This window comes from Hyphomicrobium sp., from assembly GCF_009026145.1.
Classification (GTDB): domain Bacteria; phylum Pseudomonadota; class Alphaproteobacteria; order Rhizobiales; family Hyphomicrobiaceae; genus Hyphomicrobium_A.
The window spans coordinates 1-26,571 of sequence record NZ_WBUE01000029.1; the positions used below are offsets into that span (position 1 = coordinate 1).

At 65.1% G+C, this 26,571-nt stretch carries 30 protein-coding genes and 1 tRNA gene; 19 read left to right on the forward strand and 12 right to left on the reverse strand.

Annotated elements, in window-relative coordinates; all coding sequences use genetic code 11:
• The 3 genes from F9K20_RS17685 to F9K20_RS17695 all read left to right on the forward strand — a co-directional run.
• A partial coding sequence (locus F9K20_RS17685) for an SPOR domain-containing protein (protein WP_291004931.1) occupies positions 1–293 on the forward strand: 293 nt, incomplete at its 5' end.
• A 216-nt stretch (positions 294–509) separates the two neighbouring features.
• Positions 510–1,700, forward strand: coding sequence for an AIPR family protein (locus tag F9K20_RS17690; protein ID WP_291004934.1), 1,191 nt, complete (start codon positions 510–512; stop codon positions 1,698–1,700).
• Between the two features lie 229 nt (positions 1,701–1,929).
• Positions 1,930–3,258, forward strand: coding sequence for an insulinase family protein (locus F9K20_RS17695; RefSeq protein ID WP_291004937.1), 1,329 nt, complete (start codon positions 1,930–1,932; stop codon positions 3,256–3,258).
• A gap of 19 nt (positions 3,259–3,277) precedes the next feature.
• Here the strand turns inward: F9K20_RS17695 and F9K20_RS17700 are convergent, their stop codons facing one another.
• A complete protein-coding gene (locus tag F9K20_RS17700) occupies positions 3,278–3,550 on the reverse strand; it encodes a DUF2277 domain-containing protein (protein WP_291004940.1) in 273 nt (90 codons plus the stop codon).
• A 346-nt stretch (positions 3,551–3,896) separates the two neighbouring features.
• On the opposite strand from F9K20_RS17700, the gene F9K20_RS17705 reads away from it, so the two are divergent.
• The gene (locus F9K20_RS17705) at positions 3,897–4,445 is read left to right on the forward strand and encodes a YSC84-related protein (protein WP_291004942.1); all 549 of its coding nucleotides are present in this window, start codon (positions 3,897–3,899) and stop codon (positions 4,443–4,445) included.
• Between the two features lie 21 nt (positions 4,446–4,466).
• On the opposite strand, the gene F9K20_RS17710 is transcribed toward F9K20_RS17705, so the two are convergent.
• Together F9K20_RS17710 and F9K20_RS17715 are read right to left on the reverse strand one after the other, a co-directional pair.
• Positions 4,467–5,078 (reverse strand): pyridoxamine 5'-phosphate oxidase family protein, encoded by a 612-nt coding sequence (locus F9K20_RS17710; RefSeq protein WP_291004945.1) that lies wholly within the window; start codon positions 5,076–5,078, stop codon positions 4,467–4,469.
• Between the two features lie 16 nt (positions 5,079–5,094).
• The gene (locus F9K20_RS17715) at positions 5,095–5,691 is read right to left on the reverse strand and encodes a glutathione S-transferase family protein (protein ID WP_291004948.1); all 597 of its coding nucleotides are present in this window, start codon (positions 5,689–5,691) and stop codon (positions 5,095–5,097) included.
• Between the two features lie 118 nt (positions 5,692–5,809).
• Here F9K20_RS17715 and F9K20_RS17720 point away from each other — a divergent pair, with 118 nt between their 5' ends.
• From F9K20_RS17720 to F9K20_RS17730, 3 genes are all read left to right on the forward strand, one after another.
• Complete coding sequence (locus F9K20_RS17720) at positions 5,810–6,727, forward strand: LysR family transcriptional regulator (protein WP_291004951.1); 918 nt, start codon at positions 5,810–5,812, stop codon at positions 6,725–6,727.
• A gap of 119 nt (positions 6,728–6,846) precedes the next feature.
• A complete protein-coding gene (locus F9K20_RS17725; protein ID WP_291004953.1) occupies positions 6,847–7,104 on the forward strand; it encodes a hypothetical protein in 258 nt (85 codons plus the stop codon).
• 423 nt (positions 7,105–7,527) lie between these two features.
• Positions 7,528–8,637 (forward strand): alkene reductase, encoded by a 1,110-nt coding sequence (locus F9K20_RS17730; protein WP_291004956.1) that lies wholly within the window; start codon positions 7,528–7,530, stop codon positions 8,635–8,637.
• Here F9K20_RS17730 and F9K20_RS17735 read toward each other — a convergent pair.
• Positions 8,622–9,887, reverse strand: coding sequence for an O-antigen ligase family protein (locus F9K20_RS17735; RefSeq protein WP_291004959.1), 1,266 nt, complete (start codon positions 9,885–9,887; stop codon positions 8,622–8,624). The genes F9K20_RS17730 and F9K20_RS17735 overlap by 16 nt on opposite strands.
• Before the next feature lie 354 nt (positions 9,888–10,241).
• On the opposite strand from F9K20_RS17735, the gene F9K20_RS17740 reads away from it, so the two are divergent.
• From F9K20_RS17740 to F9K20_RS17750, 3 genes are all read left to right on the forward strand, one after another.
• The gene (locus F9K20_RS17740; RefSeq protein WP_291004962.1) at positions 10,242–11,420 is read left to right on the forward strand and encodes an efflux RND transporter periplasmic adaptor subunit; all 1,179 of its coding nucleotides are present in this window, start codon (positions 10,242–10,244) and stop codon (positions 11,418–11,420) included.
• Positions 11,417–14,575, forward strand: coding sequence for an efflux RND transporter permease subunit (locus F9K20_RS17745; protein WP_291004965.1), 3,159 nt, complete (start codon positions 11,417–11,419; stop codon positions 14,573–14,575). The genes F9K20_RS17740 and F9K20_RS17745 overlap by 4 nt, the downstream gene beginning before the upstream one ends.
• A 172-nt stretch (positions 14,576–14,747) precedes the next feature.
• Positions 14,748–15,074, forward strand: a complete 327-nt coding sequence (locus tag F9K20_RS17750; RefSeq protein WP_291004968.1) for a hypothetical protein — start codon at positions 14,748–14,750, stop codon at positions 15,072–15,074.
• A gap of 75 nt (positions 15,075–15,149) precedes the next feature.
• Here F9K20_RS17750 and F9K20_RS17755 read toward each other — a convergent pair whose 3' ends face one another.
• From F9K20_RS17755 to F9K20_RS17765, 3 genes are all read right to left on the reverse strand, one after another.
• Positions 15,150–16,001, reverse strand: coding sequence for an NAD-dependent epimerase/dehydratase family protein (locus tag F9K20_RS17755; RefSeq protein WP_291004971.1), 852 nt, complete (start codon positions 15,999–16,001; stop codon positions 15,150–15,152).
• 161 nt (positions 16,002–16,162) lie between these two features.
• The gene (locus F9K20_RS17760; RefSeq protein WP_291004974.1) at positions 16,163–16,438 is read right to left on the reverse strand and encodes a hypothetical protein; all 276 of its coding nucleotides are present in this window, start codon (positions 16,436–16,438) and stop codon (positions 16,163–16,165) included.
• A gap of 172 nt (positions 16,439–16,610) precedes the next feature.
• Positions 16,611–16,700: transfer RNA gene (locus F9K20_RS17765), tRNA-Ser, on the reverse strand.
• Positions 16,701–16,981: 281 nt separating this feature from the next.
• Between F9K20_RS17765 and F9K20_RS17770 the strand changes: the two genes are divergently transcribed.
• Together F9K20_RS17770 and F9K20_RS17775 are read left to right on the forward strand one after the other, a co-directional pair.
• A complete protein-coding gene (locus F9K20_RS17770; protein ID WP_291004977.1) occupies positions 16,982–17,470 on the forward strand; it encodes a hypothetical protein in 489 nt (162 codons plus the stop codon).
• A 133-nt stretch (positions 17,471–17,603) separates the two neighbouring features.
• The gene (locus F9K20_RS17775) at positions 17,604–17,963 is read left to right on the forward strand and encodes a hypothetical protein (RefSeq protein WP_291004980.1); all 360 of its coding nucleotides are present in this window, start codon (positions 17,604–17,606) and stop codon (positions 17,961–17,963) included.
• Between the two features lie 33 nt (positions 17,964–17,996).
• Here F9K20_RS17775 and F9K20_RS17780 read toward each other — a convergent pair whose 3' ends face one another.
• Complete coding sequence (locus F9K20_RS17780) at positions 17,997–18,677, reverse strand: MBL fold metallo-hydrolase (protein WP_291004983.1); 681 nt, start codon at positions 18,675–18,677, stop codon at positions 17,997–17,999.
• 116 nt (positions 18,678–18,793) lie between these two features.
• On the opposite strand from F9K20_RS17780, the gene F9K20_RS17785 reads away from it, so the two are divergent.
• The 4 genes from F9K20_RS17785 (at position 18,794) to F9K20_RS17800 (ending at position 22,731) form a co-directional block, all read left to right on the forward strand.
• Complete coding sequence (locus tag F9K20_RS17785; RefSeq protein ID WP_291004986.1) at positions 18,794–19,288, forward strand: DUF2165 family protein; 495 nt, start codon at positions 18,794–18,796, stop codon at positions 19,286–19,288.
• Positions 19,281–19,583, forward strand: a complete 303-nt coding sequence (locus F9K20_RS17790; protein ID WP_291004989.1) for a hypothetical protein — start codon at positions 19,281–19,283, stop codon at positions 19,581–19,583. Before F9K20_RS17785 ends, F9K20_RS17790 begins: the two co-directional genes overlap by 8 nt.
• Before the next feature lie 30 nt (positions 19,584–19,613).
• Positions 19,614–20,498 (forward strand): dTDP-4-dehydrorhamnose reductase, encoded by an 885-nt coding sequence (gene rfbD / locus F9K20_RS17795; RefSeq protein ID WP_291004992.1) that lies wholly within the window; start codon positions 19,614–19,616, stop codon positions 20,496–20,498.
• Positions 20,499–20,763: 265 nt separating this feature from the next.
• The gene (locus tag F9K20_RS17800) at positions 20,764–22,731 is read left to right on the forward strand and encodes a hypothetical protein (protein WP_291004995.1); all 1,968 of its coding nucleotides are present in this window, start codon (positions 20,764–20,766) and stop codon (positions 22,729–22,731) included.
• A 91-nt stretch (positions 22,732–22,822) separates the two neighbouring features.
• On the opposite strand, the gene F9K20_RS17805 is transcribed toward F9K20_RS17800, so the two are convergent.
• Both F9K20_RS17805 and F9K20_RS21370 read right to left on the reverse strand, forming a co-directional pair.
• Entirely contained in the window at positions 22,823–23,368 is a 546-nt protein-coding gene (locus tag F9K20_RS17805) for a hypothetical protein (protein WP_291004998.1), read from the reverse strand.
• 167 nt (positions 23,369–23,535) lie between these two features.
• The gene (locus F9K20_RS21370) at positions 23,536–23,856 is read right to left on the reverse strand and encodes a hypothetical protein (protein WP_367115776.1); all 321 of its coding nucleotides are present in this window, start codon (positions 23,854–23,856) and stop codon (positions 23,536–23,538) included.
• On the opposite strand from F9K20_RS21370, the gene F9K20_RS21375 reads away from it, so the two are divergent.
• Entirely contained in the window at positions 23,855–24,211 is a 357-nt protein-coding gene (locus tag F9K20_RS21375; RefSeq protein ID WP_367238399.1) for a hypothetical protein, read from the forward strand. The genes F9K20_RS21370 and F9K20_RS21375 overlap by 2 nt on opposite strands.
• Positions 24,102–24,437, forward strand: a complete 336-nt coding sequence (locus F9K20_RS17815) for a hypothetical protein (RefSeq protein WP_291005004.1) — start codon at positions 24,102–24,104, stop codon at positions 24,435–24,437. The genes F9K20_RS21375 and F9K20_RS17815 overlap by 110 nt, the downstream gene beginning before the upstream one ends.
• Here the strand turns inward: F9K20_RS17815 and F9K20_RS17820 are convergent.
• Positions 24,415–24,684 (reverse strand): hypothetical protein, encoded by a 270-nt coding sequence (locus tag F9K20_RS17820; RefSeq protein ID WP_291005006.1) that lies wholly within the window; start codon positions 24,682–24,684, stop codon positions 24,415–24,417. The genes F9K20_RS17815 and F9K20_RS17820 overlap by 23 nt on opposite strands.
• Positions 24,685–24,829: 145 nt before the next feature.
• Between F9K20_RS17820 and F9K20_RS17825 the strand changes: the two genes are divergently transcribed.
• Positions 24,830–25,210, forward strand: a complete 381-nt coding sequence (locus tag F9K20_RS17825; RefSeq protein WP_291005009.1) for a hypothetical protein — start codon at positions 24,830–24,832, stop codon at positions 25,208–25,210.
• A 69-nt stretch (positions 25,211–25,279) separates the two neighbouring features.
• Here F9K20_RS17825 and ctrA read toward each other — a convergent pair whose 3' ends face one another.
• On the reverse strand, positions 25,280–25,981 hold the full coding sequence (ctrA, locus tag F9K20_RS17830) for a response regulator transcription factor CtrA (protein WP_291005012.1): 702 nt from the start codon (positions 25,979–25,981) through the stop codon (positions 25,280–25,282).
• Positions 25,982–26,571 lie beyond the last annotated feature (590 nt).

The following is a 26,571-nucleotide window of genomic DNA, read 5'->3' on the forward strand; positions in this document are numbered from 1 at the left end:
CGCCTGCACCACCGCCCGTCGCCCCGCGCGCAACACCGCCGGCCGCGCCGGCCGAGGTCCGCCTGCTGGTCGGCGAGGCGCGCTCACGCAGCGAAGCATTCGCGCTGGCGATCCGCCTCACCTCGCAGCGCGGCGCCGAGCTCGGGCCGCGCAAGCCGCAGATCGCCGAGACGACGGTCGTCGGCGCCGGCCTCGTCTATCGCGTGCGGCTCGGCCCCTTCGCCGATGCGGGCCAGGCGCAGACGCTGTGTAGCTCCCTGCGCGCCAGCGGCTACGCTTGCATCACGGAGTAGCACTCTCGCCGCACGGGGTAGCATGCGCGATGCGCAAAACCCCGCGCCCTAAGCGGCTAGTATGCACGCAGACGAGTCGCCCAGGCTGGGCCTACGTGCGCGATCGCTTGACGATCGCAATCCATTCAGGCATATAGCTCCGTGTACGGACTCGCCTGAGCCTCAGCCAATGGTGGTTGCGGGCTATCGCGGGCGGTCCAGAAGAAAGGGTTACAGATGACATCTCCCACTTCAAGTGGGCGTGATAAGCCCACTATTGTCCCCTACAACACGCTTCGCAGTGTCAACTCGCCTGAGGATACTCAAGCGGGGCGGCGCCGTTATTGCGGCGTGGCACCGGCGAGCAGCTTCTTCGACATCAATACGGAGGAGAATGTCCGGTCATATCTTGGCCGTGATGGAGACGGAGCGCGCAGAAAGTCGACGAAGGTCAACGTCGCCATTCGCGAGACGTTGGGCGAGAGGCGCGAGGACTTTCCTCTCCTGAACGCCGGCATCGTGATCGTGGCCCGCGACGTAAAAGTCGACGATAACGCGAAGCCGCCGCGTGTCTCGCTCTACGGTGCAAGTATCATCAACGGCGCCCAGACGCAGGGCGTCCTTAAGGACTACTTCTCCGAGAACCCTGATGACCTCGACTATCCCTCAGTCAACTTCGAGTTGATTGTGACGGATGACGAGGAGCTTGTCGGCGACATATCCATCGCCCGCAACTATCAAAACGAAGTCACCAATCTCTCGATCTTTGGGCGGCAGGGCAGATTCAAAGAACTCGAAGCTGCGATGAAGTCGCTTGATCCGAGCATCAAGCTTAAGACCCGCGAGACTGACTTCGGCGATGACTTTCTAGACACGGAGAAGCTGATCCAAGTGCTAACCGCGATGGCGCCTACGGACATTCCCTTGCCTTCGGCGGAGAAGCGCAAGCAGAAGACGGCCGAGACGATTTACCGGGTGTATGCGTACCGGCATCGGTCTCGTTGCTTGACGGACTTTGCTGCCGTCATGGATGAGCCGGAGAAGTGGCCAAGCGCGCATCGGTTCTTCCTGGATGTCGCTGTTGACGCGTGGAACTTGTACCGCGCGCTAAAGGGCGAGCAGTCGTTCAGCCGGCTAGTGTGCGTGAAGGGTGAAACCGTTGGAGGAAAAAAGCGGGTAGCGCCCGATGGCGTCCCCGACGGCATCATCTTTCCCATGCTCAGTGCGCTAAGTCGTTTCCTTGGCGAACACAAGGGCCAATGGCGTCTGAAAATTCCACACAAGTTCCCTTGGCAGACGTTTTATCAAGCGGCCATGCTCCAGGAGACGGGCCCTGCCGTAAACAATCCGCAGTCTATGGGCAAGAAGGCCGACTGCTACATCGCGCTTCATGGCTCCATCGATATGTACTTCGCGATGACCGGCTAAGCGCCCAGGAGATGGCCGCTGCAAAAGCGGCCATCTCACACATTGCCTTTAGCTGCCAAGATGCGGCGCGGCACCCGCGCCCCATGTTCCCGCGGGAACTGCAGGAAATCAGACCCCTGAGTAAATGCCGTTGGCCCGGCCTTCCATAAATTCGCACGCCGGGCGTTGAGGGCCTCGCCATCACACCGAGGCTCGATGATGATGCGCGCTTTCGGCGATGGGGCGTTTCATGCAGATCAATCGGCGAGACACTCTCAAGGCGTTCTTCTCCGGCGTTGCGGCGACCTCCCTTCCACCATTAGCGGCGGCCTACCCTGTCACCGCCCAATCCGGCCCGCAGGGCCAGCAGAGCTTCACGCTCCCTAACGGCCTGCGCACCCACTTCATCGCCAACGGCTCCGGCTACGTGACGGCGAGCCTGGTCCTGCGCAGCAAGGAGATCACCCACGACGGGCTGGCGCACATCTGCGAGCACACCTCGTGCGCGGGCGCCGCCGGCGGCATGACCGCGGCGCAGGTCGCGGCCATGTTCAAGGACTACGTGCAGGACGGCAACGCGACGACGGAAGCCGGCGCGCTGCGCTGGCACGCCTCGTTCCTGCCCCAGTACCTGCCGCAGGTGACGGGCCTGCTCGCCGCCATCGCGCTCGACCAGAAGTTCGATCACGCCACCGTCGCCGCGCAGCAGTGCGTCGTGCAGGAGGAGCTGTATCTCGACAAGTACAGCCCCACCGTCAAGGCGCAGCAGAGGTTCGACCGCGAGCTGTTCGGCAAGTCCCACCCCTACGTCAAGGAGACGCTGGAGCAGGAGATCGCCAAGGCCAAGACGCCTACGCCCGAGCTCGCCGCCGAGCTGGGCGCGTTCGCGGCGCGGGCGCGGCTTCCCGCCAACATGGACTTCTTTCTCGTCGGCGGCATCGAGCCGCGCGCGCTGCAAGACCTCGTCGCGCAGCACTTCGGCAAATACGCATTCGCGCAAGGCCCCCGCCTCGACATCCCGCGCGTTGGCGTCACCCGGACCTACAAGGCCCTCACCGAGCCATCCTTCGAGCTGCAGCGCCCGATGAGCGATTTGCGCATCGCCTGGAACACGGGCGTGTGCTTCAACGGCCCCGACGCGCGCATCCTCTTAGCGCTCGGCGCCTACCTCTCCACGGCACTGTTCGACGAGCTGCGCGAGAAGGACGGCGACACCTACACGCCCGACGTCGTCTACGAGCCGGACGCCTGCAGCGGCGTGTTCCGCATCGCCATCTCGAGCAGCAAGGACCCGCAGCAGGTGGAGAAGAAGGTGTTCGAGGTCATCGACAGGATGAAGGCGCGCATCGACCCCAAGGAGCTCGGGCGCCTGCGCGACCGCATCGCGCTGAAGCGCTGCAAAGAGGCGGGCGACAACCAGGCGCTGCTCGACCGCATGGTCGACCGCACGCTCGACGGCTCCTCGATCGACGACCTCGCCGTGGAGACGGTGACGCACGAGGAGATGCTGGCCGCGGCGCGCAAGTACATGCCGGCGCACCGCGAGGGCTACGTGCGTCTCACCCTGAAGGGTCAGTAGCGGCGCGAGGCTCGAGCGTTCAACGCACGCCGAAGCGCATCGCCGAGCGGGCACGCGCCTTGGCCGCCTCGCTCGCGCGGTCGCGCGGCGGGGCCATGGTGACGAGCGAAGAGAGCAGCTCCTCCGCCACCTTCGCCACTTCATCGACGGCGCGGCTGAACGCCGCCGCATTGGCCTGCGAGGGGCTATTCATGCCGGAAATCTTGCGCACGAACTGCAGCGCCGAGGCGCGGATCTCGTCCTCGCTCGCCGGCGGGGAGAAGTTGTAGAGCGTCTTGATGTTGCGGCACATGACGATGCTCCTACGCATACACCCGCAAACTTACGCCGGCACGCCGAGCGCGACGAGCCCGGTGGCGATACCGACGAGGCTGATCGCCACGTGCACCAGCGTGAACGTCTCGATGGACATTCCCAAGTGCTCACCCCGTTGGCGGCAGCCCCCGTAAGCCTCATTTGGTCCAGCATAGCAGAAACCGGCGCCGCGGACCGGCGCCACTGCCGGTTGCACGCCGCTTGTGCCACCCAGCAGATGCGCGAGCGCGGCGCCGGCGCTGCACGCGGCTATGCCCTCGATCGCTAATTTGGCCAAAAAGCCGGTGCACACAGCGGCGGGAAGAAACCGAGGGGAATCAAAAATGTCGCGTAGCCTGCTATGGGCGGCCCTGTGCGCCCTGAGCCTCGTCGTCGTCGCGCCGCAGGGGAGCCGCGCCGCCTCGGCGTACGAGATCGACGTCGGCGTCGACGAGACGCTCGACCGCTTCTTCTACTCCATCCGCGGGGCGCGCGAGCTCGCCCACAAATCGGTCGGCATCCTCGTCTTCCCGTCGGTGGTGAAGGCGGGGTTCGGCTTCGGCGGCGAGTATGGCGAGGGCGCCTTGCGCATCCGCGGACGCACGGTCGATTACTACAACACGCTCTCGGCCTCGGTCGGCTTCCAGCTCGGCGTGCAGGAGCGCTCCGTCATCATCATGTTCATGACCCCGGAGGCGCTCGATCAGTTCCGCGCCACGGCAGGGTGGAAGGTGGGTGCCGACGCCTCGGTCGCCATCGTTACGGTCGGCATCGGCGGGTCGATCGACACCAACAAGATCACGAGCCCGGTGGTCGGCTTCATTCTCGACCCCAAAGGCCTCATGTACAATCTGACGCTCGAGGGCTCGAAGATCAGCCGTATCAGACGCTGACCGTCACGTTGGCGGCTTGCATCACGGGCCGCTGCCGGCGTGCGCTTCGCCCCGCAGCCGCGCTTCCAGCTCCACAACCTTCGCCTCGAGAGCGCCGATGGTCCTCTCCACATCCTCCGCGGGCAAGAGGTGGGGGATGTGCTGCGGGCAATTGCGGTCCCAGGCATCGACGTGAAAGAGGATGCACCGCTCGGGCGCGCCCCCCGCAACCTCACTCAGCCGCGACAGCAGCGCCGCATCGCCTTCGACGACGCGTGCGCTGCCCCACAGCTTGATGCGCAGGCGCTGTGCATAGTCCATGAGAAAGATGAAGGCGCGGGGGTTCTCGGCCAGATTGCCAAGCGTGATGTATTGCCGATTGCCGCGATAGTCCGCAAAGCCGAGCGTCGTTGCATCGAGAACGCGCAGGAATCCCGGGGGACCGCCGCGGTGCTGGATGTACGGCTGCCCGGCGGCGCTCGCGGTGCCGAGATAGAACGAGCGCACACTGCCGATAAGCTGCTCGAGGTCGGGCATGATGCGGTCGGGCCAGCCGCCGCGCTCCTCCATGCGGGCATAGTGGCTGCGCGATCCGCGCTTCTCCTGCTCGGATTTCACGCTTGCGCTGAATGCGACGTCGGACGCGGGGCGCATCGGACCGCTCACGGCTTCAGAGGGCCGGCATGGAGATGAATCCAGGCAGCGATTTCACGCGCTCGACCCAGCCCCTCACCGCAGCATAGGGAGCGAGGGGAACGCCGCCTTCGTGGCCCAGCGCCACGTACGGCATGCAGGCTACGTCCGCGATCGTGGGGCGCCCAAGCGCCAGCCATTGCTTGCGCGCCAGATGCGCGTCCATGAGCGCCAGGATGCGCGCCGCGCGCTCGCGCGCCAGCGCGACATCCAGCGTATAGCCGAACTTGTCGTGCAAGCGCGCATCGGCCGGCCCGCGCGCGATCTCATTCTCGGCCACCATGAGCCATTTCATAACCTCGGCCATCTCGGCGGGTGCGGTCGGGAGCCATGCGTCACCACCCCACTTGCGGGCGAGGTAGACGAGAATGGCCTGGCTGTCGCGCAGCACCACGCTCCCATCGACGAAGACCGGCACCTCCCCGAACGGATTCATGTCGATCAACGGGCTCTTCTTGTGCTCGCCGCCGAGGAAGTCGACCGGGACGACCTCCAGCGGCACGCCCAGAAGGGCGCACATCAGGCGCACCTTGAAGCAATTTCCCGACAGCTCGAGATCGTAGAGTTTGGGCATGGGCGGGTACCTCCTCAATTCACCTGCCAAGGCAAGCCGGGGCATTGAAGCAGCCTGGACACGCCTGCAACAGACGGTAAAATCGAAAATCATCCTACCATTTTGTGGGAGACTATGATTGGACCGCCTGCGCGCCATGCGCGTCTTCATCGCCATTGCGCAGTCGGGAAGTCTCTCGGGTGCCGCGCGCCAACTCGGCCAACCGCTCACGACGGTCAGCCGCCAGCTGGCCGCGCTCGAAACCGACATCGGGACGACTCTCGTCACCCGCACGACGCGCAACCTGTCGCTGACGGACGCCGGGCGCAGCTACGTTGAGACCTGTCGCCGCGTCCTGGAGGAGCTGGATGCCGCCGAGAGCCTCATCGCCGGGCGCGACGATGATCTCAGCGGCGAGATCGTCATCACGGCGCCGGTCCTGTTCGGGCGACTGTACCTGCTGCCGATCCTCGTTCGCTTCTTGGCACTCCATCCGCGACTGGATGCGAAACTGCACCTGGCCGATCGGGTGGTCGATCTCGCCGAAGAGGGGATCGACGTCGCGTTGCGGATCGGTGCACTGCCGGATTCGACACTCGTCGCCACGAAGCTCGGCAGCCTGCGGATGGTGACCTGTGCCGCGCCCGCCTACATCCGCAACCGCGGCGAGCCCAAGGCACCTGCCGCGCTCGCCGCTCACGACTGTATCGCCTTCACGCCGTTGCCCCCTGGAGGAACTTGGCTGTTCAAGAGCGCCGCGCACGGCCGGCGCGCCGTGCGCGTGAAGCCGCGACTGTCGGTTACGACGGCCGAGGCTGCCATCGATGCGGCGATTGCCGGCTTAGGGGTGACGCGGGTGCTGTCGTATCAGGCCGAGGCTGCCTTGGCACGTAAGCGCCTGCGCACCGTGCTCGAACCCTTCGACGACACGACAATTCCCGTTCACCTCGTGCATCGCGCCGTCCGGCTGCCACGGCCGCAGGTGCGTCTGTTCCTCGACTTCGCCGCGCGCGAGCTGCGCACGCGGCTCGGCAAAGCGCAATCGACTGCCCGCTAGGGAGTGGGCTACTTACGGCATGGAACGAATGCTATCATGGCGGCGTTTCGCACGTCGGCTACCGGCATGTCCGAGATTCAAAAGGTCGCTGGTGCTTCACCGAAAGCCAGGAGGAAACCATGCTCAAACAATCGATGTTTGCGGCGGCCGTCGCCGTTGCCATGACGCTAGGCCCCATCGCTGCCCAGGCCGACAAGAGCTGGTGCACCGACGATCACATGGCGCAGATGGACGCCAAGATCGCGGAGATGACGGATGCGGACAAACAGAAGTCGGCGCAAACGCATCTCGATGCTTCGAAGGCGGCCATGAAGGCCGGCGACACCGACGGGTGCATCACCCACATGAAGGCGGCTCACAAGGATATGGGGCTGTAGCAAGCTGCGCTGGCGTCGACACTCTATCGATGCTGCTGATCACACTATCGATCGAGTTGATCATGCGACGAGACCCCGTGCTCGGCTGCGCCTGTCAAAATCGTAACTTTCCAACGGCGGCGAAGCATGACAGCCTAAGACCATCGTTCAACAGCTGAAAGGAGGTGATCCGATGTCGAGTGGGATCTTGAGGACGGCGATGTCGCGGTCGCTCGGGTTCACGCCGGATATGCCTCCGGTCTACGCCTGAAGCATCAGCGGCGCAGCGCAACAACCGCTGCTCTCGCCGCCGAAGTCTCACGGAGGCCGCCCTGAGGGCGGCCTCTTTGTTTTTTGAGCCCCCTGCGGCCAATGTGACACGGCGGCTTGTTCTCAGGAACACGCGACCTAGATAGTTCGACGGCCATCTAAAGGAGGACCCCCATGTCCCAACCGAGCGCCGTCGCAGTCGCCACTGACACCGACCTGTTCGATCCCGTCCGCCTCGGCCCCTACGAGCTTGCCAACCGCATCGTCATGGCGCCGCTGACACGCTCGCGCGCAGACGATGCAGGCGTCCCCGGCGAGCTGCAGGCCACCTACTATGCCCAGCGCGCCTCCGCCGGCCTTATCATCTCCGAGGCGACCAACATCTCTCCGCAGGGCAAGGGCTACATCCGCACCCCCGGCATCTGGTCGAAGGAACAGGTCGAAGGCTGGAAGCTGACGACGTCGGCGGTGCATGCCAAGGGCGGCCGCATTTTCCTGCAGCTCTGGCACGTCGGGCGCGTCTCGCACCCCGACCTGCAGCCGGGCGGCGCGCTGCCCGTAGCCCCCAGTGCCGTGCGCGCCGAGCACCAGCAGGCCTACACCTACGAGGGCTTCAAGCCGATGGTCACGCCGCGCGCGCTGGAGATGGCGGAGATCTCCGGCATCGTCGCCGACTACGCGCGGGGAGCCAAGAACGCGATGGAGGCCGGCTTCGACGGCGTCGAGATCCATGCCGCCAACGGCTACCTCTTGCAGCAGTTCCTATCCGACAAGACCAACAAGCGCACCGACCGCTACGGCGGCTCGATCGAGAACCGCACGCGCATCGTCGTCGAGGTCGTCGCGGCGGTGACCAAGGTGTGGGGCGGCGATCGCGTCGGCATCCGCCTTTCGCCGCTGACCAAATTCGCCGACATCGGAGATTCCAATCCCGAGCCGGTCTACCTGTCGCTGATAGAGCAGCTCAATCCGTTCAAGCTCGCCTACATCCACGTCATCGAAGGCGACACGGGTGGCGAGCGCCATCCGCCCGGCGCCTTCGATTTGCAGAAGCTGCGCCGCGCCTTCAACGGCCTCTGCATGGCCAACAACAACTATACGCTCGAGCTCGCCATCGAAGCGCGGGCGCAGAACAGCGCCGACCTCATCTGCTTCGGCCGACCGTTCATCTCCAATCCCGATTTGGTCGAGAGGCTGCGTTCAGGGGCGCCGCTGGCGTCGCCCGATCCAAACACGTTCTACGCCGGGGATGCGCACGGGTATATCGACTACCCGCGGCTCTGAGGGGATACCTCGCCAGCGCATTTGGCGGTCGACATGCATTGCGCTCCGAGCGCGAACAGTGCGGCGCATAGTCCGAACGAGGCCATGAACCACGCCTGCCACATGCCGTAGCTCGATGCCGCCATCGCCGCAGCGGAGGCAAAAGCCGCGTAGGCGTAGGCCTGCAGCCGCGGAGTGAGCGAACGGATGGCGCCGAGAATCGACAGCCCGACGAGGGTGAGCAGGACGGCACCGAACAGGCCCAGTTCGAACCACGTCTGCAGATAGATGCTGTGCGAATGGATCGACAGCGTCCGCTTCAGCGCTTCCGCGGAGGGGTCCGGCGACTGATCTTCGAGCTCTGGCCCGAGCACGTAGGTCATGTTCGCGCCGATCCCGAGCCATGGTGCTTCCAGCGTCTTTTCGGCGGTGAAATTCCAGATGATGACGCGATGGCGTGCCGAGGGCTCCAGCCAGGTCGAATGGTGCAGATCCAGATTATAGGCCAGCAGCACCAAGGGTATGACCGCAAGGCATGCGGTCACCCAAGCAAACGCTATGATGCGCCCGGCCCAGCGAAGGGAAAGCCGGGCCAGCGCGAAGGCAGCCAATCCGGCAACCAGCGCCAGCTTGGAAGAGGCGTGGTAAGAGGCCATCACGACTATGACCGTGAGGGTAACGAGGGCAGCAGCGCCGATGCGATGCCAGGACCTTCGCCACACGCCTTTGATGGCCATCACCGTCGGCCATAGGAAAAGCGCGGCGTCGGTCATATTGCGGGTCAGGTCCTCTCGGGAGATGGCAAACAGATAGGGGCCATCCCACCTGAAGTATTCCGGTGGCGTCAGATCACCCGGCCGCAGCTCGAGCGCGCGGTACAACCAGAGCTTGATGGCTTGATCGCTGACCAGCTCGACGAAGAGATAGAGCACGCCGACGAGCAAACCGATGTAGATGCCCTCGCCCATATGCACGAGGTTCGGCCGCGTCTCCATCTGAATCAGGGTAACGAGGAGCAACGTGCCGGCGGCTGCGAGCAATGCCACGCTGGCCTTTTCTAGGGGAACGGCGGGCAGCGCGGCCCAGGTGGCGCTCAGCAGCGCGTAAAGAAGGAACGCGCCGAGCGATAACGCCACGGGGCCGGGTTGCAACTGCTTGACATCGATATCGCGGCGGCACGCAGCCGCGATGAGAAACCCCGCGACGGCGATCCAGAACGTAAAGGCGACCGTGCGGGCACTGACGAGCGCGGCGGCGGCGGCGATCATCATGATAGAGCCGAGCACGATGCCGCGGCTGCGGCTCGCTAGCGGATGCCGCACCTTGTCGAGTTGGCTCGAAAACATCCCCCGCCCTTGGAACGCAAATATAAGAGTGCGGTAGCGAAGCTACCTGCAAGCGCAAGCCCGGGCAATTGCCCCCCAGGCGCCGCCTCGTGTAAAATCAGACCTCGGATGGTCGCGAGCCGCTGCGCATAACACGCCCCCAGGCGGCCCCGCAACAGCCTGTTCGGCAACGCACTGCGGGCAACGCACGAGATCGAGCAATTGTTAAGCGGGGATGTCATAATGTCCCCTGCGGGGTTCCCTCGCCGATCGACGTCCTGACATTCCAGGTTAGAAGCGATGCCGAAGCTTGCAGCAAGAATGTGCTTGGGGTTGGGGGTTGCCACCATCGCGCTCCTGCTGGCGGCATGCGGCGACCGCAATACCTATCAGCCGCCGCCGCCCGCCGAGGTCACCGTGGCCAAGCCGGAGCAGCGCAAGGTCACCCTATACATGGAGGTGACGGGCACCACGGCGCCGTTCAACCGCGTCGACCTCGTCGCCCGCGTGCAAGGCTTCTTGGAGAAGGTCGGATACAAGGATGGCGCGGCCGTCCAGAAAGGGGACCTCCTCTTCCAGATCGACAAACAGGATTACGAGATCGCGCTGCAGATCGCGGAGGCGACCCAGCAACAGCAGGAGGCCTTGCTGCTGCAGGCCGACGCCGACTTGAAGCGCAAGCAGGATCTGGTGAAGACATCGGCGGTGTCCGTAGCCCAGGTCGACGACTCGCGCGCCAAGCGCGATTCCACCCAGGCCGCTCTCGCGCAGGCCAAGGGGCAGGTCGAGCAGGCCAAGCGCAATCTCGAGTACACCACCATCGTGGCCCCCTTCGACGGCAGCGTCTCGGCGCGCCTCGTCGACCCCGGCGCCATGGTCGGCGCCGACGGCCCGACCAAGCTCGCCACCATCGTGCAGCTCGACCCGATCTACGTGAAGTTCAACGTCGATGAGCAGCAAGTGCTCTCCATCAAGGAGAGGATGCGCATTGCAGGGGTGACGCTCAAGGACCTGGGGCCCATCAAGGTCGACATCGGCCTACAGACCGAGCACGGCTACCCGCATTCGGGCACGCTCGACTACGTGGCGCCGGAAATCGACTCCTCGACCGGCACGCTCGCCGGCCGCGCCGTGCTCGACAACAAGGAGGCCGCGCTGCAGCCGGGGCTATTCGTGCGCGTGCGCATTCCCAAGCAACAGGATGTCGAGTCCCTGCTCGTGCCCGACATAGCCCTCGGCAACAACCAGCAGGGCCGCTATCTGCTCATCGTCAACGACAAGAATATCGTCGAGCAGCGCCAGGTGCAGACCGGTGAGCTTATCGACGGCGGCATGCGCATCATCGACAGCGGTCTCGAGCCGGGCGAGCGCGTCATCGTCGGCGGCCTGATGCGGGCCTTGCCCGGCAACACCGTCGTGCCGGTAACGACGAGTGCCGCCGCCGCGGCCGGTCCAGGAACCGGGACTGGCGGCCAATGATCGCCAAGTTCTTCATCGAGCGGCCGGTCCTCGCCAACGTCATCGCGCTGCTGATCGTCATTCTCGGCATCGTGGCACTCTACAATCTCCCGGTTGCCCAATACCCCGACGTTGTGCCGCCCACCGTGCAGGTGACGGCGCGCTATCCCGGCGCCAGCGCCTCTACCGTCGCGCGCGAGGTGGCTCTGCCCATCGAGCAGCGGGTCAACGGCGTCGAGGGCATGATCTACATGTCGTCGCTGTCGACCAGCGACGGCCAGTACACGCTCACCGTCTCCTTCAAGATCGGCACCGACGGCGACAAGGCGCAGATCCTCGTTCAGAACCGCGTATCGAGCGCGCTCGCCTCGTTGCCCGACAGCGTGCAGAAGCAGGGCGTGCAGACCAACAAGCGCTCCACCTCGATCCTCGAGATCGTGGCGCTTTCCTCGCCGGACGGCCGCTACGACAGCCTGTTCCTCTCGAACTACGCGACCATCAACCTGCTCGATGAGATCGCCCGCCTCGACGGCGTCGGCAACGTGGCCGTGTTCGGCGCCGGCCAGTACGCCATTCGCATCTGGCTCGACCCGCAGAAGCTGCAGGCGCGCGGGCTCGTTCCGCAGGACGTGATCAACGCCGTCAACCTGCAAAGTCGCTCGACCAGTGCCGGGCAGGTCGGCTTGCCGCCCGTCCCGCAGGGGCAGGCGTTCCAGTATTCGATCAACGTGCACGGCAAGCTCGACGATGTCTCGGAGTTCGAGAACATCATCGTCAAGACCGATCAGGGAGGGCGCATCACGCGCCTCAAGGACGTAGCGACGGTCGAGCTCGGCGCGCAGCAGTACAGCCAGACCTTCAAGCTCGATCAGCAGCCCGCTGCCGGCATGGCCATCTACCAGCTTCCCAATGCCAACGCGCTGGAGGTTGCCAAGCTCGTCGAAGGGCGCATGCAGGAGCTCGCCAAGTCCTTCCCCGAAGGAATGACGTGGACCATTCCCTTCGATACGACGAAGTTCGTCAACTCGGCCGTGCACGAGGTGTACAAGACACTGATCGAAGCGGCGATGCTTGTCCTCGTCGTCATCCTCGTCTTCCTGCAGGACTGGCGCGCGACGCTCGTTCCGGCGACTACGGTTCCGGTCACCATCATCGGCGCCTTCGCGGCCATGGCGGCGCTCGGCTTCACGGTGAACCTGTCGACGTTGTTCGCCATCATCCTCGCCATCGGCATCGTCGTTGACGACGCGATCATCGTCGTCGAAGGCGCCGCCAAGCACATCGAGCACGGCATGACGCCGCACGATGCCGCGGTAAAAGCCATGGACGAGCTCTTGGGCCCCATCCTCGGCATCACGCTGGTGCTCATGGCGGTGTTCATTCCGGCGGCGTTCCTGCCCGGCCTCTCCGGCCAGATGTACCGCCAGTTCGCCCTCGTCATCGCCGCCACGGCACTCATCTCGGCCATCAACGCCATGACGCTGAAGCCGACGCAGTGCGCGCTGTGGCTGCGCCACGCCACGCCGCCCGAGAAGCGCAACGTCCTCTCTCGCGGCTTCAACTATGTCTACAATGCGCTCGAGCGCGCCTACGCCGGCCTCATCGCCCGCATGGTCGGGCGCAGCGGGATCATGGCGCTCATCGTCGCCGCCCTCGTTGGCCTCGCCGTCTGGGGCCTCTCCCGCGTGCCGACGGGTTTCCTGCCCATCGAGGACCAGGGTTACTTCCTCGTCGTCGTCCAACTCCCCGAGGGCGCTGCGCTGGAGCGCACAACGCGCGCCCTCGACGACATCACCACCCGAGTCAAAGCGCAACCGGGCGTCGAGAAGGTCGTCGCCATCGCCGGAATCGCCGCCCTCAACGACAGCGCCAGCCTGTCGAACGCCGGCGTCGCCTACGTCATCCTCAAGGACTGGGAGGAGCGCGGGGAAGGCGAAGATCTGCTGGGGCTCTACCTGGGACTTTCGGCGCGCGTCAAAGACATCAACGATGGTACCGCGCTGGTCATCCCGCCCCCGGCCATCCAGGGCATCGGCAACGTCGCCGGCGCCACCATGAAGGTGGAGATCCGCGACGGCTCGTTCGACTACGCCAAGCTGCAGCGCCTGGCGCAGGCCGTTGCCGATCGCGCCGGCGACCAATCGATGATCCAGTCGGCGACCAACGTGTTCCTCGCCGATGCGCCGCAGATCAACGTCGATATCGACCGCATCAAGGCCGAGACGCTCGGCGTGCCGCTCGGCAACGCCCTCGATGCGCTTTCTTCCTATATCGGCTCGAGCTATGTCGGCCAGTTCAACAAGTTCGGCCGCGTGTTCCAGATCTACGTGCAGGCCGACGCCGCCGCGCGCATCAACCCCGAGAGCCTGCAGTACCTGCAGGTGCGCAACAATGACGGCAACATGGTGCCGCTCGGCACGCTGGCTTCCATCAGCACCGTCGCCGGCCCGTCGGTGATCAGCCTCTACAACCTCTACCCTGCCGCGACCGTCATCACCGCGACGGCGCAGGGCTTCTCCTCGGGGCAAGGCATCAACCTCCTGGAGCAGATCGCCAACGACACGCTGCCGCGCGGCACCGGCTACGAGTGGACGGCGATGTCGTATCAGGAGAAGGAGGTCGGCAACCAAATCTACCTCATCTACGGCCTCAGCCTGTTGCTGGTGTACCTGGTGCTCGCCGGCCAGTACGAAAGCTGGATCGCTCCGGCGACGGTCATCATCTCCGTACCGCTCGCCCTGCTCGGCACCGCCGCGGCTCTGCTCGCACTCCGCGTCGGCAACAACCTCTACACGCAGATCGGCCTCATCCTGCTCATCGCGCTTTCGAGCAAGAACGCCATCCTCATCGTCGAGTTCGCGCGCGAGTTGCGCATCCGCGAAGGCAAGGACATCCTCGAAGCGGCAGTCGAGGCGGCGCGCTCACGCTTCCGTCCCATCCTGATGACGTCGTTCGCCTTCATTCTCGGCGTCGTGCCGCTGGTGCTGGCTTCCGGTGCCGGCGCCAATGCGCAGAAGTCGATTGGCATCGCCGTCTTCACCGGCATGCTCGGATCGACGCTGCTCACCGTCGTCTTCGTGCCGTCGGTGTTCGTCGTCATGCAGCGTCTGGAAGAGTGGCGCGACCGCCGCAAGGCGCAGCGCGGGAACGCAGCTGCCCCCGCTGCAACGCCATAGGAGCGTTGCTCCAACGTCCCTTGAATTTCTGCGCCGCGCACACGATGTCAGAATTCGCCGTCTTCGGCGCATACTCCTTCGCCCTTCGCGCGTGCATCGAAACCTTGGCGACAGCACGCTGAGTTGCGCTGTCGGCTACTAGAAGGTGCAGAGAACTATAGGAGTGAACGCGATGCGTCTCAGAACGACCGCCTTCGTTGCTTCAGCTCTTGCCGGTCTCTTCTACGTCACGTTGCCGAGCGCGTCGGCCCTCCCAGCAGCATCGCGCGCCGACATCACGACAGCAAAGGCCGCCGGCATCACCGAGGAAGTGCGCCATCGGCGCCGTCACTATCGCCGGGGCCACAGGCACTATCGTCCCTACCGCTACTACGACTACGGCTACTACGAGCCCTACTACTATCGGCCCTACTACTACCGGCCGTACTACTACGGCGGCTGGGGCTATCCCTATTACTATCGCCACCGCCCGGGCTTCGGCATCTATCTCGGCTTCTGATTTCAGGCTGGCCTCCGGCGCACGTGCATTCGCGGGGCCCCATGGGCCTCGCGATTTATTCTGCGCGGGCCGACGCTAGCGCGACGGCGACCAGCCCAACGCCAGGAGCTTCTGCGGGCTGGCGATACACGGCGAGCCGATCTTCTCCCAGATGCCCCGAGCACCGATCATCTTCAGGCCCAGCTCGAGGCTGTTCCCGGGCAGGGAAAAAATATTCGCGCGACGCCCCATTGCCGCGCGCATATCGGCGACGACCTCGCCGATGGTGCGCGGCTCGCGATCGGCAACGATGTAGGTTTCACCAATGGCGCGCGCGTCAGACAGCACTGTCGCGACGGCCGTCGCGAAGTCTGGCGCCTCGAGAAAGGAGCGTCGTGCGATAATCGAGCCGAGCGGCAGCGGGATTGGCAGGCGAGCCAGCGCTGCGAGCGTTCCCGCGTTGCCCCTGGCGCCGGCGCCGAGCACGAGGACGGGCCTCAAGATCGTGAACGGCACGCCGCTCTGCGCCACGGCGCGCTCGGCGGCCAGCTTCGAGCGGCCGTAGGCATTGATGGGGGCAGGCTGATCGGCCTCGGTCAACATGCGCGGGGAGGAGTGGCCGGCCTGGGCGTAGATGGAGGAGACGTAGACGAGGTGTCTCACCCCGCAGCGCTTGGCCGCCGCGCACAGCGAAGCCGTTGCCTTGTGGTTCACGCGCTCGAAGTCATCATCGCTCGCCTGCTGGTGCGCAATGTTGGCCAGGTGTACGACGGCATCGACGTCGTGTAGCAGGCCATCCCAATCAACGGCGCCGCGCAGATCGTCCATCTTCCGCCACTCGACGCCGTGCATCGGCCGGCGCGACGCGCAGATCACCGCGTGGCCGGACAGGACGGGGACGAGATGGCGACCGAGAAAGCCGTCAGCGCCGGTGATGAGAACGCGCATGCCTCACCAAATGATAGGGACCGCAGGTGCCCACTATCATTTTGACCGCCCGTGTGCATCAGGAGCAGCGTGTGAATTTCCGCACACCCAAGTGCATCGAGTGCACGGAGGCGGGGAGAGGCTGATCGCATGCAGCCTCCCTCGACAGCAGCGTCAGGACACTAGTCGCCGACGCGCCAGTAATGCTGATCGGGATGGTGGGGTGGGCTATAGCGGCGCTCATACGCCTCAATGATCGGCTCATCCTCGTCGTAGTTGGGGGCGGCGGCGTAGTAGCGGCGCTCGATGACGCGCTCGCGCTCGACCACCACCGGGCCGTCCTCATCGACGACGGTCCCCTGGACTTCATAACCTCCATAGAGATCGGCGGCGGCGCCCGTGGCCGGAGCGGCGACGAGGAAGGCCAGCGAGGTGAGGGCGAGGGATGGCTTGAGCATAGCGGCACTCCTTAACGGGGATGAAGGCTGCAACGCCGCCGGCGCAAGATGGTTGCCGCATTTCCGCACTGCAAAAATTGCACGGCGAGGCGGCGCGCGGACGCCGCGCCGCTCTCGGAAAGAACGGCTAAGTCCGCTGGAACGCGGAAGGAATCGGGCTCGGAGGGCGCACTGGCGGAGGGGGTGGGATTCGAACCCACGAGACGGTTGCCCGCCTACACGCGTTCCAGGCGTGCGCCTTCAACCACTCGGCCACCCCTCCGGCGCAGGCCGCGCAATATAGCTACCGATCCCCGGCACGCAACCGCTGCAACGTGCCCGCCACAATCGACCGGTAAACCTGGGCTGGTCGACAATGTTGTGCGCCGAACCGCCCTGCCAGGGTTGCCGATGCATAGGCGAGACACTTATTTAACGATAGCTGTGCTATTTTGAGACATGCCGATACCTTGAATTCGGCGGCACCCGCATGTCCAGTCAGCCGATTTTCCGGCGGCTTATCGGGGGTCCTGGTTGGTAGGTCAGAGCTTTTGGAGGTGTGTGGTGAGCTGGTTGAGGGGGAGCGCCAAGGTTCTGGCCTCAAGTGCCGTGGCCGTATTGATGATCGGGGTACCAGCGGTAGCGGGCAGCCCGTTCTCGGCGCTGGTCGGCACGTGGAGCGGCAAAGGCACGGCACGGCTCGAAGGTGGCAAGAGCGAGAAGCTCTCCTGCAAGGGCTACTACTCGGGATCGGGCGGCTCGGAGCTGAAGCTCAACATCATCTGCGCCAACCCGTCGACCAAGGTCGAGCTGCGCTCGGTGTTGAAGTACTCGAACGGCCGCGTCACCGGCACGTGGGAGGAGCGCAACTACAATCAGACCGGCACCATCACCGGCAGCGCCGACGACCAGAAGATGAAACTCAACATCGGCGGCGGCGCGCTGAAGGGCCTGCTGTCGGTGTCGATCGGCGGCGAAACCCAGTCGGTCTCGCTGTCGACGCAGGGCTCCGCCCTCAAGGGCGTCAGCATCAATTTCGCGCGCAACAGCTGATCGGCTGCGCGTTGAGCGGTGCGCATGTGCCACAGCCTTTGGCCGAGTGACGGCCTTAGGCGGGTGTGCGCCGCAATCATGCTACTTTGCGACCCGAGAATCGGCGCTTCGACAGCGCATTAGGCCGGAGATCATGATGAAGCGCCCCACCTTCGCCGCCCCCCTCGTCGTTGCCGGCATCGCGTTGGCGACCCTGAGCGGCCACGCCCTCGCCGGCCCGCGCGCGGTGAGCAAAATTCTCGGTTACGTCACCGCCCACAGCCACGATGGCAACGGCTCGATCCGTGCCCCGTACCGCGCTACCGACGTCGGCTATCAGGTACGCCTGCCGCGCGGCACCTGGGTCTACTGCCGCACGAGCTGCGCGGAGACGCTGCGCGTCAACACCGTCGACGTGTGGGCCAACGTCGACGACGCCAGCCCGATAGGAGTCGGCACTCTCAGCGCCGAATGCGGAGTCTTCGGCTGCCTGCGTTGGGAGCGCAACTTCTGAGCGCTCAATCGCGCTCGACCTGCAATCCGCGAGTTAAGCCGCGTCGCCGATGATGAATGGATTGGTGCGCCGCTCCTGGCCGATGGTGCTCGTCGGTCCGTGCCCGCAGATGAAGGCGACGTCATCGCCCAAGGGAAGCACCTTGGTGCGGATGGCGTGCATCAGTGACTCGTGACTGCCGAGCGGCAGGTCGGTGCGCCCGATCGAGCCTTGGAATAATACGTCGCCCATCAGCGCGAACCGCTGCGCGCGATTGAACAGCACCACCGAACCCGGCGAATGCCCCGGGCAGTGCAGCACCTCGAACGTGTGGCCGGCGACGGACACCGTATCACCGTCGGCGAGCCAGCGGTCGGGCGTCACCGCGCGCGCCTCCATACCGTAGGCCTGGCCCTGCTGCTCGAGCGCATCGAGCAGCGGCCGCTCGTTGGCGTGCGGGCCTTCGATAGGGATACCGCCGAGCCGCTCGCGCAGCTCCGCAGCGCCGCCGGCATGATCGATGTGACCGTGCGTCAGCAGGATCTTCGCGGGCTGCATGCCGACCTCGGCAATGGCCGCCTCGATGCGGTCGAGATCGCCGCCAGGATCGACCACGGCGCCCTTCATCGTCGCCGCATCCCACAGCAGCGTACAGTTCTGCTGAAAGGGAGTCACCGGCACGATCGCCGCCTTGAGGCCCTTGGAGGCAGGGGAGGACTTCTCACTCTTGGTCATGTAGCGGGTCTAATCCTCGCACAGTTAAGGGCTTGTTCTGGCGCCTTCAGTAGCGGAGTTGGCGGCAGCTAGCCAGACCAGCATAATCGCGGTGCCGAATCGGGAGGGGCCCGGATATGGTCGTGCGCACTGCAAAGGTCCTGCTCGTGCTGCTGATCGGGCTGTTCTCGCTGCTCGTCGGCGTCGACAACATCATCGACTACGGCACCAATTACACCTTCGTGCAGCATGTAATGTCGATGGATACGGTTTTCCCGTCCTCGGCCCTCACCTGGCGCGCCATCACCAGCCCTGCCCTGCACCATGCGGCCTACGTGCTCATCATCGCCGCCGAGCTCATGACCGGCGCCCTGTGCGTGCTCGGCGCGCGGCGCCTGTGGCAGGCGCGCGAAGCCCCGGCGCTGCACTTCAATGCCGCCAAGGACGTCGCCGTCGCCGGCCTTGTGACCGGCTTTGCGCTGTGGTTCTTCGGCTTCATGACCGTCGGCGGCGAATGGTTCCAGATGTGGCAGTCGCAGACATGGAACGGCCAAGAGGCCGCCTTCCGCTTCATCGGCTGCATCGGCCTGGTGCTCATCTTCCTCAGCCAGAAGGACGACGAGATTGCCTGAGCGCTTGACATCCGAGCGTTCAACCGCGTGCGTTGCCGTCGGCCACGCCGGGTCGGTGCTGCTGCTCGAAGTCGCATCGGGACGTATCGTTTGGGAGCGCGCGCTTGCCGAGCTCCCCGCCGGCTTGCCGTGCGGTGGCCAGCCGGTTGCCGTGCGGCTCATCGATGGCACCGTCATCGCCGCCTGCATGGGCCATGTTTTCGCCCTCAGCGTGGAGGACGGATCGCTCCTCTGGCAGGTCAATCGGCGCGGGCGCGGCGCCGGCGAGACGAGCCTTGCCGTCGAACGGGACTAGTGTGATGATCGAGAAATTCGCCGGTGCTCCATGCGACTGCTGATCGCCGGCTGGCAAGGCCAGGTTGCGCGCGCGCTCGTCGAGGCAGCGCCCGGCTGCCCCGACGTCACCGCATGCGCCGTCGGGCGCGCCGCCCTCGACATCTGCGAAGCCAAGTCGATCGAGCGCGCTCTGTCCGGCATCTCCCCGACCGTCGTCATCAACTCCGCCGCCTACACCGCCGTCGACAAGGCGGAGACCGAGGTCGAGCGCGCCTTCGCCCTCAACCGCGACGGCGCGCGCCTGCTCGCCGAGGCGGCGGCAAAGCGCGGCATCCCCATCATCCACCTATCCACCGACTACGTGTTCGACGGCCGCAAATACGATCCTTACGTCGAGGACGACGCGACCTCGCCCGTCACCGTCTTCGGCCGCTCCAAGCTCGAGGGCGAGGAGGCCGTGCGCGCCGCCAACCCCAGGCACGTCATTTTGCGCACCTCCTGGGTGTTCAGCCCCGGGGGGCGCAACTTCGTCAAGACCATGCTGGCGCAGGCCGCCGAGCGCTCGCGCGTGCGCGTCGTCGACGACCAGCGCGGCAGCCCAACCTATGCCCCACACCTCGTCACCATCATTCTCGAGCTGGCGCGCCGTCTGTCGAAACCGGGCGCCAACGGGCCGTGGGGCGTCTACCACGCCGCCAATTCGGGCACGACGACCTGGCGCGGCTTCGCCGAGGAGGTGTTCAAGCGGTCGGCGGCGCTCGGTGGGCCGGTCGCCGAGGTGGAGCCTATCCGCAGCCTCGACTATCCGACGCCGGCGCAGCGCCCGGCCAACTCGCAGCTCGACTGCTCGAAGCTCGAGCGCACCTTCCGCATGCGTCTTCCCACCTGGCAGGACGGCGTCGCCGACTGCGTGCTCCGCATCCTGCGCGGTTAGCGGATCTGCATCCTTAGGAACTGTGGAGACACACGGATATTCGGTGCGCGGCAGAAGCGCGGCCAACCGAGCCTAGCGGCTGCCTGCTTCGCCGACATCTCATTGCAGAATCGAAGAAAAACGCCTTCCGGGCCGCGCCGGGAGGATTAGCCCGACGATGCAATTTCTGGGCGATAAATTTTGCCATGTTTGAGTCGGAGCTTTGATTCAGTCAGAGCTTTGGCGATAGTGCTCAACTGCGGTCGAGAAAGGCCCGGGGGCTCGATTGTTTCTTAAGCGCCACTTTGCTGCTGCCGCTGCGACAGCCTCGCTGCTGATCGCAGGCGCGTCGTTCGTCTCGGCCGAGGATTTGCCGGCGAAAGGTCCAGCGAGCGGCTGCGGGGACGCGGCCGGGCTTGCCGTCCTCGCTTCGCCGCTGTCGCCGTGGAAGGGCGCGCCGTTGCGCGTCGTATTCACCGCCGAGCAGCCGATCGAGGGCGAGCTGTCGCTGATCGCGCCCGACGGCAAGGTCGCGATCGCATCGCGTGATCGGCGCGGCGGCCCACCGTATTTCTGGTTCGCCGAGGTCGCTTCGCCCTCCATCGGCAAGTGGCAAGCAAAGCTCGCCAGCGAAGGCGCCCCGGGTGAGTGCCGCAACATCGTGCGCGATATCGAGGTTCGCAAGAGCCCTTCGGGACCACCCCGCTCGGGCAGCAAGAGCGTCTGGCCGGTGCGCGATACCTGGAACCGCGCGACGGAGAACCTCTACTCGGCGTGGATCGAGAAGCTGTTCGACGCGCCGCTAGAGGAGACGCTGTCGTGGAAGGCATTGCACGAGGTGCTGCGCGACAAGTCGCGCAACTTCCTGTTCAACCATCTGGGAGCGGCCGAGGACCAGAAGGGGCTCGTCATCCAACCTGACTGTGCCGACCTTCCCTACTTCCTGCGCGCCTATTTCGCCTTCAAGATGGGCCTGCCGTTCGGCTATGCGAAGTGCACGCGCGGCGGCGGCGGCAAGCCACCGCAATGCCCGGCGTGGTGGAACATTCAAAAAGAGGAGCCGCCTCCGGCCCCGCCCCCGCAAACCTTCGCCGGCGGCGGCGGTGGCGATCTGTTCGGCTTCTTCGGCGGGCCGCCACCGGCGGCGGCGCGACCGGCATATAGAGTGCCGCAGCGTCCGGCAGGACTTGTGCCGGGCTTCGGCTTCTATCTGCGCACCACCGTCGCCAACGGCGTCCATTCCGGCTCCGGGCGAACGGCGGCCGACGACGACGACACCGACTACTACCCCGTGGCGCTGAAGCACGAGACGCTGCGCCCGGGAGCCGTCTACGCCGACCCTTATGGCCACATCCTAGTGATCGCCAAGCGCCTGCCGCAGACGGATAGCGCGGCCGGCGTCCTCCTCGCCGTCGACGGGCAGCCCGACGGGACGGTCTCGCGCAAGCGTTTTTGGCGCGGCAATTTCCTGTTCGCGCAAGACCCCGCGCTCGGCGGCCCAGGCTTCAAGCGCTTCCGGCCCATCGTGCAGGACAAGAGCGGCACGCTGCGGCGACTCTCCAACGAGGAGATCGCAAAGAGTGCCGAGTATGGCGACTTTTCTCTCGAACAGTCGGAACTCGGGATCGAGGCATTTTACGATCGCATGGACGACGTGATGTCGCCGGCGCCGCTCGATCCTTCGCGCGCCATGCTGGAGGCGATCACGGCGCTCGATGAGCAGGTGAAGGCGCGCGTGACGTCGGTCGAGAATGGCCGCAAATACCAGGTGGGCGGCGGCGGCGAGGTGGCGATGCCGGACGGGGCGTCGATCTTTGAGACGACTGGCGCCTGGGAAGATTTCGCGACGCCCTCGCGCGATCTGCGACTGTTGATTGCCATCGACGTGGTGCGCGGGTTCCCCGATCGCGTCGCACGGCGCCCCGAGCGCTATGCGATGCCCAAGGACAAGAGCGCCGCCGACGTGAAGGCGGCATTGGAAAGCACGCTCAGCTCGGAGCTTGCCGCGCGCAAGTTTGCCTATACGCGCAGCGATGGCTCGCAGTGGACATTGGCGCTGAAAGACGTGGTCGACCGCGCAGCGCAGCTCGAGATGGCCTACAATATCAATGATTGCGCCGAGCTCAGGTGGGGGGCGCCCGACAACAGCGAGGAAACCTCGACCTGCAAGCGGCGTGCGCCGGGAGCGCAGCGCGGCAAAATGGCCGAGTACCGCGCGTGGTTTAGCGAGCGGCGCCGTCCGCCGCGCGGCTAGCCGATCCTATCCTCAGAAACGCAAACGGGCAGAGCACGGCGCTCTGCCCGTTTGCGCTTCAGGTGTGGCACCGCCGATTCGGATCGACGGCCTATTCGCAGGGCACCGACAGGGTCATGCCGACCGTCGGGAAGAACTTCTTGCAGCCGACGTTCGTGCTCACCTGCGGCTCTTCGCTCGCGCTTTGCTTGGCGTCGGCGGGTTCGCTCTTGCCCACGGCCGCCGTCGAGATGGTCGAGTTTTCCGTCTGCTGCCCGCTCGTTTCCGGGGCGGTCGTCGCAGACTCCACCTTCTTGGTGTCGGAACCGGCCATGGACGAATGCTCGGTCTGCGCCTCGACCAGTGCAGCCTTGGCCGTCTCTACCTTCTTGGTGGCCTTCTCGGTCTTTTCCGCCTTCCCTGCCTTCGACGAGCCGTCATCGGTCTTGACGTAGCGCTTCTTGCTCGTGCGCGCGCGCCGCTCCTCCGCCGCCTTATAGGCGCGCGACCTCGCGTACGTCTTCGACTCGTGGGACGTCGAGGAGCTGCGTGCGACCTCCGGGACGTACTCGCATGAAATGCAGGCTTCTGCCGCGGAGGCAAATAGCGTCATGGCCGCAAGAGGAGCGGTGGCGATGGCGAGGATAGTCCGGATCATCTGTGCCTCCCTCGATTGAGTTGTGCCAAAGGGCCGACCATGCGGGCGAGGGGCTGGCTAATGTAGTTCCCTAGGGAACAGCGCGAGTCGTCGGTTCGCCGCAGCCGAGCACACCCGGAGATTAGTCCCTCACGCCGCCTCCTGTCTCGGCGAATCGCCTATAGCGGCTAAGCGCATTCACGCGGCCACTTTGGGGGAGGTGCATGCTCAAACAGGCTCCGAGCCAGCATGGTGCCTTGCAGCGGCAGATCGGCCCCCTCGCCCTCCTGTTCACCGGCATTACCGGCATCATCGGCTCGGGCTGGCTGTTCGCCTCGCTCTATGCCGCTCAAATCGCTGGCCCCGCCGCCATTATCTCGTGGCTGATCGGCGGCGGCGTGGCGCTGATGCTGTCGCTCGTCTATGCCGAGCTCGGCGGCATGCTGCCACTGGCCGGCGCCATAGCCCGCATCCCCTACTTTCTCGCATGGCTCGATGAGCGGCTTCATGGCCGGCTGGCTGTGCTGGATCGCCTATGTCGCCACGGCGCCCATCGAGGTCACGGCGGTGCTGCAGTACGCCTCCAATTATCTGCCGTGGCTGACCACGGCCATCGATGGCGACCGCGCGCTTACTCCGCACGGCCTCGCCGTCGCCACCGTGCTGCTGCTCACCTTCGTCATCATCAACCTCGCCGGAGTGCGCTGGCTGGCGCGCGCCAAAGCGCGGCGTAGCCATCTCGGCCATCGCCTTCATGCTTGTCGGCTGCATCGTCTACTGGGCGGGCTGGGATACCAACTGGAAGGTGTTCGCCCTCGCCATCCTCGGTGGTGCCGTTTTGATCGCGCTGCACTACTGGGGTGACGAGAAAGGCAAGCTCGACCTGCGCCAGTCGCTGTGGTTCTGGCTGTTTATCGATGGCCTCGGGGCGCTGTCCTTCCTCGGCAACTACGGCGGCGGGCTGGGGGTGCGGCCCAAGTACGGCGACCTCCTCATCGTCAGCACCTTCTCGCTCGGCGTGTTCGCGCGCTCGGTTCGCGACCGGCTGCCGGACGCCGAGACCGCGTCTATGCTGAGGTCGGCTGCTTAGCCCCAGCGAGCACGCGGAAAAGCGCCACCAGCGTCGCCACCGCCCAAGTGCCCTCCAGAATGACGAACGGCATGAAGTCGATCATCCACGAGGAGGCGCAAGCGAGCCCGGCGCCGATGAGATTGAGCGCCAGGTAGGGGACGCTCTCGGCTTTGAGCAGCTTAGCGAGGTTGAGCACGAAGGCGAGCAGCAGCAGCCCCACGCCCGTGAAGCCGATCAGCGTCGCCAGCGAATCATGTCCTTCCATCGTTCCCCCTTTTTGCGCGACCGCCATGGTGGCCCCACTTACCGCCCGGTCAAGGCGCCATGCCGCCTCATGCTGACGGCTCCGTCGCACCGCGTATAATCGGCGCGGGGATACGAGGCGTCGGAGCCAACGACGGGGACGGGAAATGAAGCTGACACCGATGCGCTTCACCACCATCGAGGGGACCGATGTCTCGGTGCAGGTGAGCTCGTCCGCCGACGCCAAGCGCGCCATCAAGGAGCTGCGCCACCGCAAGAAGGAGGTCGGGCTGCACCGCCGGGCGCTGCTGCGTCAGCAGCGGGCGGCCCTGAAGGAGCGGGCGCGGGCAGAACAGGCGAGCCTCGAGCGCGCCCGGCGCCGCGGCGTCATCGCCACCATGTCGCGCATGGCCTCCCTCTTCCGCAAGGAAGCCCCGCTCCACGACCTCGCCGCCATCGAGCAGGAGTTGCACTTGACGGATGAGGTGATGCACAACATCGACGCCTGCATCCTGCAGATCGAAGGCAAGCTCCTGCTCAGCAACTAGCGCGTACAAACGCAATCGGGAGCCCGAAGGCTCCCGAGACGCAGCCACGCAACAACCGATTGATCGCCGTTAGGCGGCCGTCACGGCGTTGTCGTCGCTCGGATCGCGCAGCACGTAGCCGCGTCCCCATACGGTCTCGATGTAGTGCTGACCGCCGGTGGCCGCCTGCAGCTTCTTGCGCAGCTTGCAGATGAAGACGTCGATGATCTTCAGCTCCGGCTCGTCCATGCCGCCGTAGAGATGGTTGAGGAACATCTCCTTGGTGAGCGTCGTGCCCTTGCGCAGGGAGAGCAGCTCGAGCATCTGGTATTCCTTGCCGGTCAGATGCACGCGCTGGCCGTTGACGTCCACCGTCTTGGTGTCGAGGTTGACGCGCAGATCGCCCGTCTCGATCACGGACTGCGCATGCCCCTTGGAGCGCCGCACGATTGCGTGGATGCGCGCGACGAGCTCGTCCTTGTGGAACGGCTTGGTCATGTAGTCGTCGGCGCCGAAACCGAGGCCACGAACCTTGTCCTCGATGCCGGCGAGGCCGGAAAGGATAAGGATCGGTGTCCCGACTTTGGCGACGCGCAAGGTCTTCAAGACCTCATAGCCGCTCATGTCCGGAAGATTGAGATCCAGAAGGATGATGTCGTAGTCGTAGAGTTTACCGAGGTCGACGCCTTCTTCGCCCAGGTCCGTCGTGTAAACGTTGAAACCCTCGGACTGCAGCATCAGCTCGATGCTTTGCGCCGTTGCACTGTCGTCCTCGATCAAAAGGACTCTCATGGTCGTTCCTCTTAGTCCGCGCCGCTGCCCCACAAGCCGAAAGAGAGCGCCCGCATCTCTTTAAGCTAAGCCATCGTTAGGAATTTACCCGCCGAAAGTTAACAAACCCTAATTAAGTCTTGCTCCGCGACCCAAGACTCTAACGAACTCGGTTACGACAACTAAGGCGCCAGCCACCTCCGAGCCATCCGCGGAATGGCCGCGCAAACCGAGGCGTTCGCAGCCGCTAAGCCACGTTGCCACGCGATAAATATGTGCTTGGTATGCCGCTGAACCAACGTACCCGGCTCGGCGCGCAGCCCTTACGCCCGTGGCCAGGGATGCGCCGGTCGAGCCCAATGCGCTTACGAATCAAGAGGTAACAGAATTCGCGGGGCGTCCCTAGAGGTCGGCCGCCCTTTTTTCGCCCCATTACGGCTAATACCGAAGGGATTGATCTTCGCGTTGCTTTACCGCAACTTAATGGCCACGTGTCAGATTTGGTGCGAACATTGCGCGCCGCCCTCACGCTGCCCCTGAAACGGCCGTTTCACGCGGGGTCGTCGGACAGGATGGCGGGTGTCTACGGCGGTGCTGGCACGCTTTTTGTT

Excerpts from the sequence above, each read along its gene's own strand:
- F9K20_RS17735 (WP_291004959.1), bottom strand. The coding sequence starts at position 9,887 with ATGATGATCGCCGCCGCCGCCGCGCTCGTCAGTGCCCGCACGGTCGCC.
- F9K20_RS21370 (WP_367115776.1), bottom strand. The coding sequence starts at position 23,856 with ATGAAGCCGCTCATCGAGCCATGCGAGAAAGTAGGGGATGCGGGCTAT.
- F9K20_RS17815 (WP_291005004.1), top strand. The coding sequence starts at position 24,102 with ATGCTTGTCGGCTGCATCGTCTACTGGGCGGGCTGGGATACCAACTGG.
- F9K20_RS17775 (WP_291004980.1), top strand. The coding sequence starts at position 17,604 with ATGATGAAGCGCCCCACCTTCGCCGCCCCCCTCGTCGTTGCCGGCATC.
- F9K20_RS17700 (WP_291004940.1), bottom strand. The coding sequence starts at position 3,550 with ATGTGCCGCAACATCAAGACGCTCTACAACTTCTCCCCGCCGGCGAGC.
- F9K20_RS17695 (WP_291004937.1), top strand. The coding sequence starts at position 1,930 with ATGCAGATCAATCGGCGAGACACTCTCAAGGCGTTCTTCTCCGGCGTT.
- F9K20_RS17805 (WP_291004998.1), bottom strand. The coding sequence starts at position 23,368 with ATGATCCGGACTATCCTCGCCATCGCCACCGCTCCTCTTGCGGCCATG.
- F9K20_RS17820 (WP_291005006.1), bottom strand. The coding sequence starts at position 24,684 with ATGGAAGGACATGATTCGCTGGCGACGCTGATCGGCTTCACGGGCGTG.
- F9K20_RS17715 (WP_291004948.1), bottom strand. The coding sequence starts at position 5,691 with ATGCCCAAACTCTACGATCTCGAGCTGTCGGGAAATTGCTTCAAGGTG.
- F9K20_RS17740 (WP_291004962.1), top strand. The coding sequence starts at position 10,242 with ATGCCGAAGCTTGCAGCAAGAATGTGCTTGGGGTTGGGGGTTGCCACC.
- F9K20_RS17750 (WP_291004968.1), top strand. The coding sequence starts at position 14,748 with ATGCGTCTCAGAACGACCGCCTTCGTTGCTTCAGCTCTTGCCGGTCTC.
- F9K20_RS17780 (WP_291004983.1), bottom strand. The coding sequence starts at position 18,677 with ATGACCAAGAGTGAGAAGTCCTCCCCTGCCTCCAAGGGCCTCAAGGCG.
- F9K20_RS17725 (WP_291004953.1), top strand. The coding sequence starts at position 6,847 with ATGCTCAAACAATCGATGTTTGCGGCGGCCGTCGCCGTTGCCATGACG.
- F9K20_RS17760 (WP_291004974.1), bottom strand. The coding sequence starts at position 16,438 with ATGCTCAAGCCATCCCTCGCCCTCACCTCGCTGGCCTTCCTCGTCGCC.
- F9K20_RS17730 (WP_291004956.1), top strand. The coding sequence starts at position 7,528 with ATGTCCCAACCGAGCGCCGTCGCAGTCGCCACTGACACCGACCTGTTC.
- F9K20_RS17755 (WP_291004971.1), bottom strand. The coding sequence starts at position 16,001 with ATGCGCGTTCTCATCACCGGCGCTGACGGCTTTCTCGGTCGCCATCTC.
- ctrA (WP_291005012.1), bottom strand. The coding sequence starts at position 25,981 with ATGAGAGTCCTTTTGATCGAGGACGACAGTGCAACGGCGCAAAGCATC.
- rfbD (WP_291004992.1), top strand. The coding sequence starts at position 19,614 with ATGCGACTGCTGATCGCCGGCTGGCAAGGCCAGGTTGCGCGCGCGCTC.
- F9K20_RS17745 (WP_291004965.1), top strand. The coding sequence starts at position 11,417 with ATGATCGCCAAGTTCTTCATCGAGCGGCCGGTCCTCGCCAACGTCATC.
- F9K20_RS17690 (WP_291004934.1), top strand. The coding sequence starts at position 510 with ATGACATCTCCCACTTCAAGTGGGCGTGATAAGCCCACTATTGTCCCC.
- F9K20_RS17710 (WP_291004945.1), bottom strand. The coding sequence starts at position 5,078 with ATGCGCCCCGCGTCCGACGTCGCATTCAGCGCAAGCGTGAAATCCGAG.
- F9K20_RS21375 (WP_367238399.1), top strand. The coding sequence starts at position 23,855 with ATGGCCGGCTGGCTGTGCTGGATCGCCTATGTCGCCACGGCGCCCATC.
- F9K20_RS17705 (WP_291004942.1), top strand. The coding sequence starts at position 3,897 with ATGTCGCGTAGCCTGCTATGGGCGGCCCTGTGCGCCCTGAGCCTCGTC.
- F9K20_RS17785 (WP_291004986.1), top strand. The coding sequence starts at position 18,794 with ATGGTCGTGCGCACTGCAAAGGTCCTGCTCGTGCTGCTGATCGGGCTG.
- F9K20_RS17825 (WP_291005009.1), top strand. The coding sequence starts at position 24,830 with ATGAAGCTGACACCGATGCGCTTCACCACCATCGAGGGGACCGATGTC.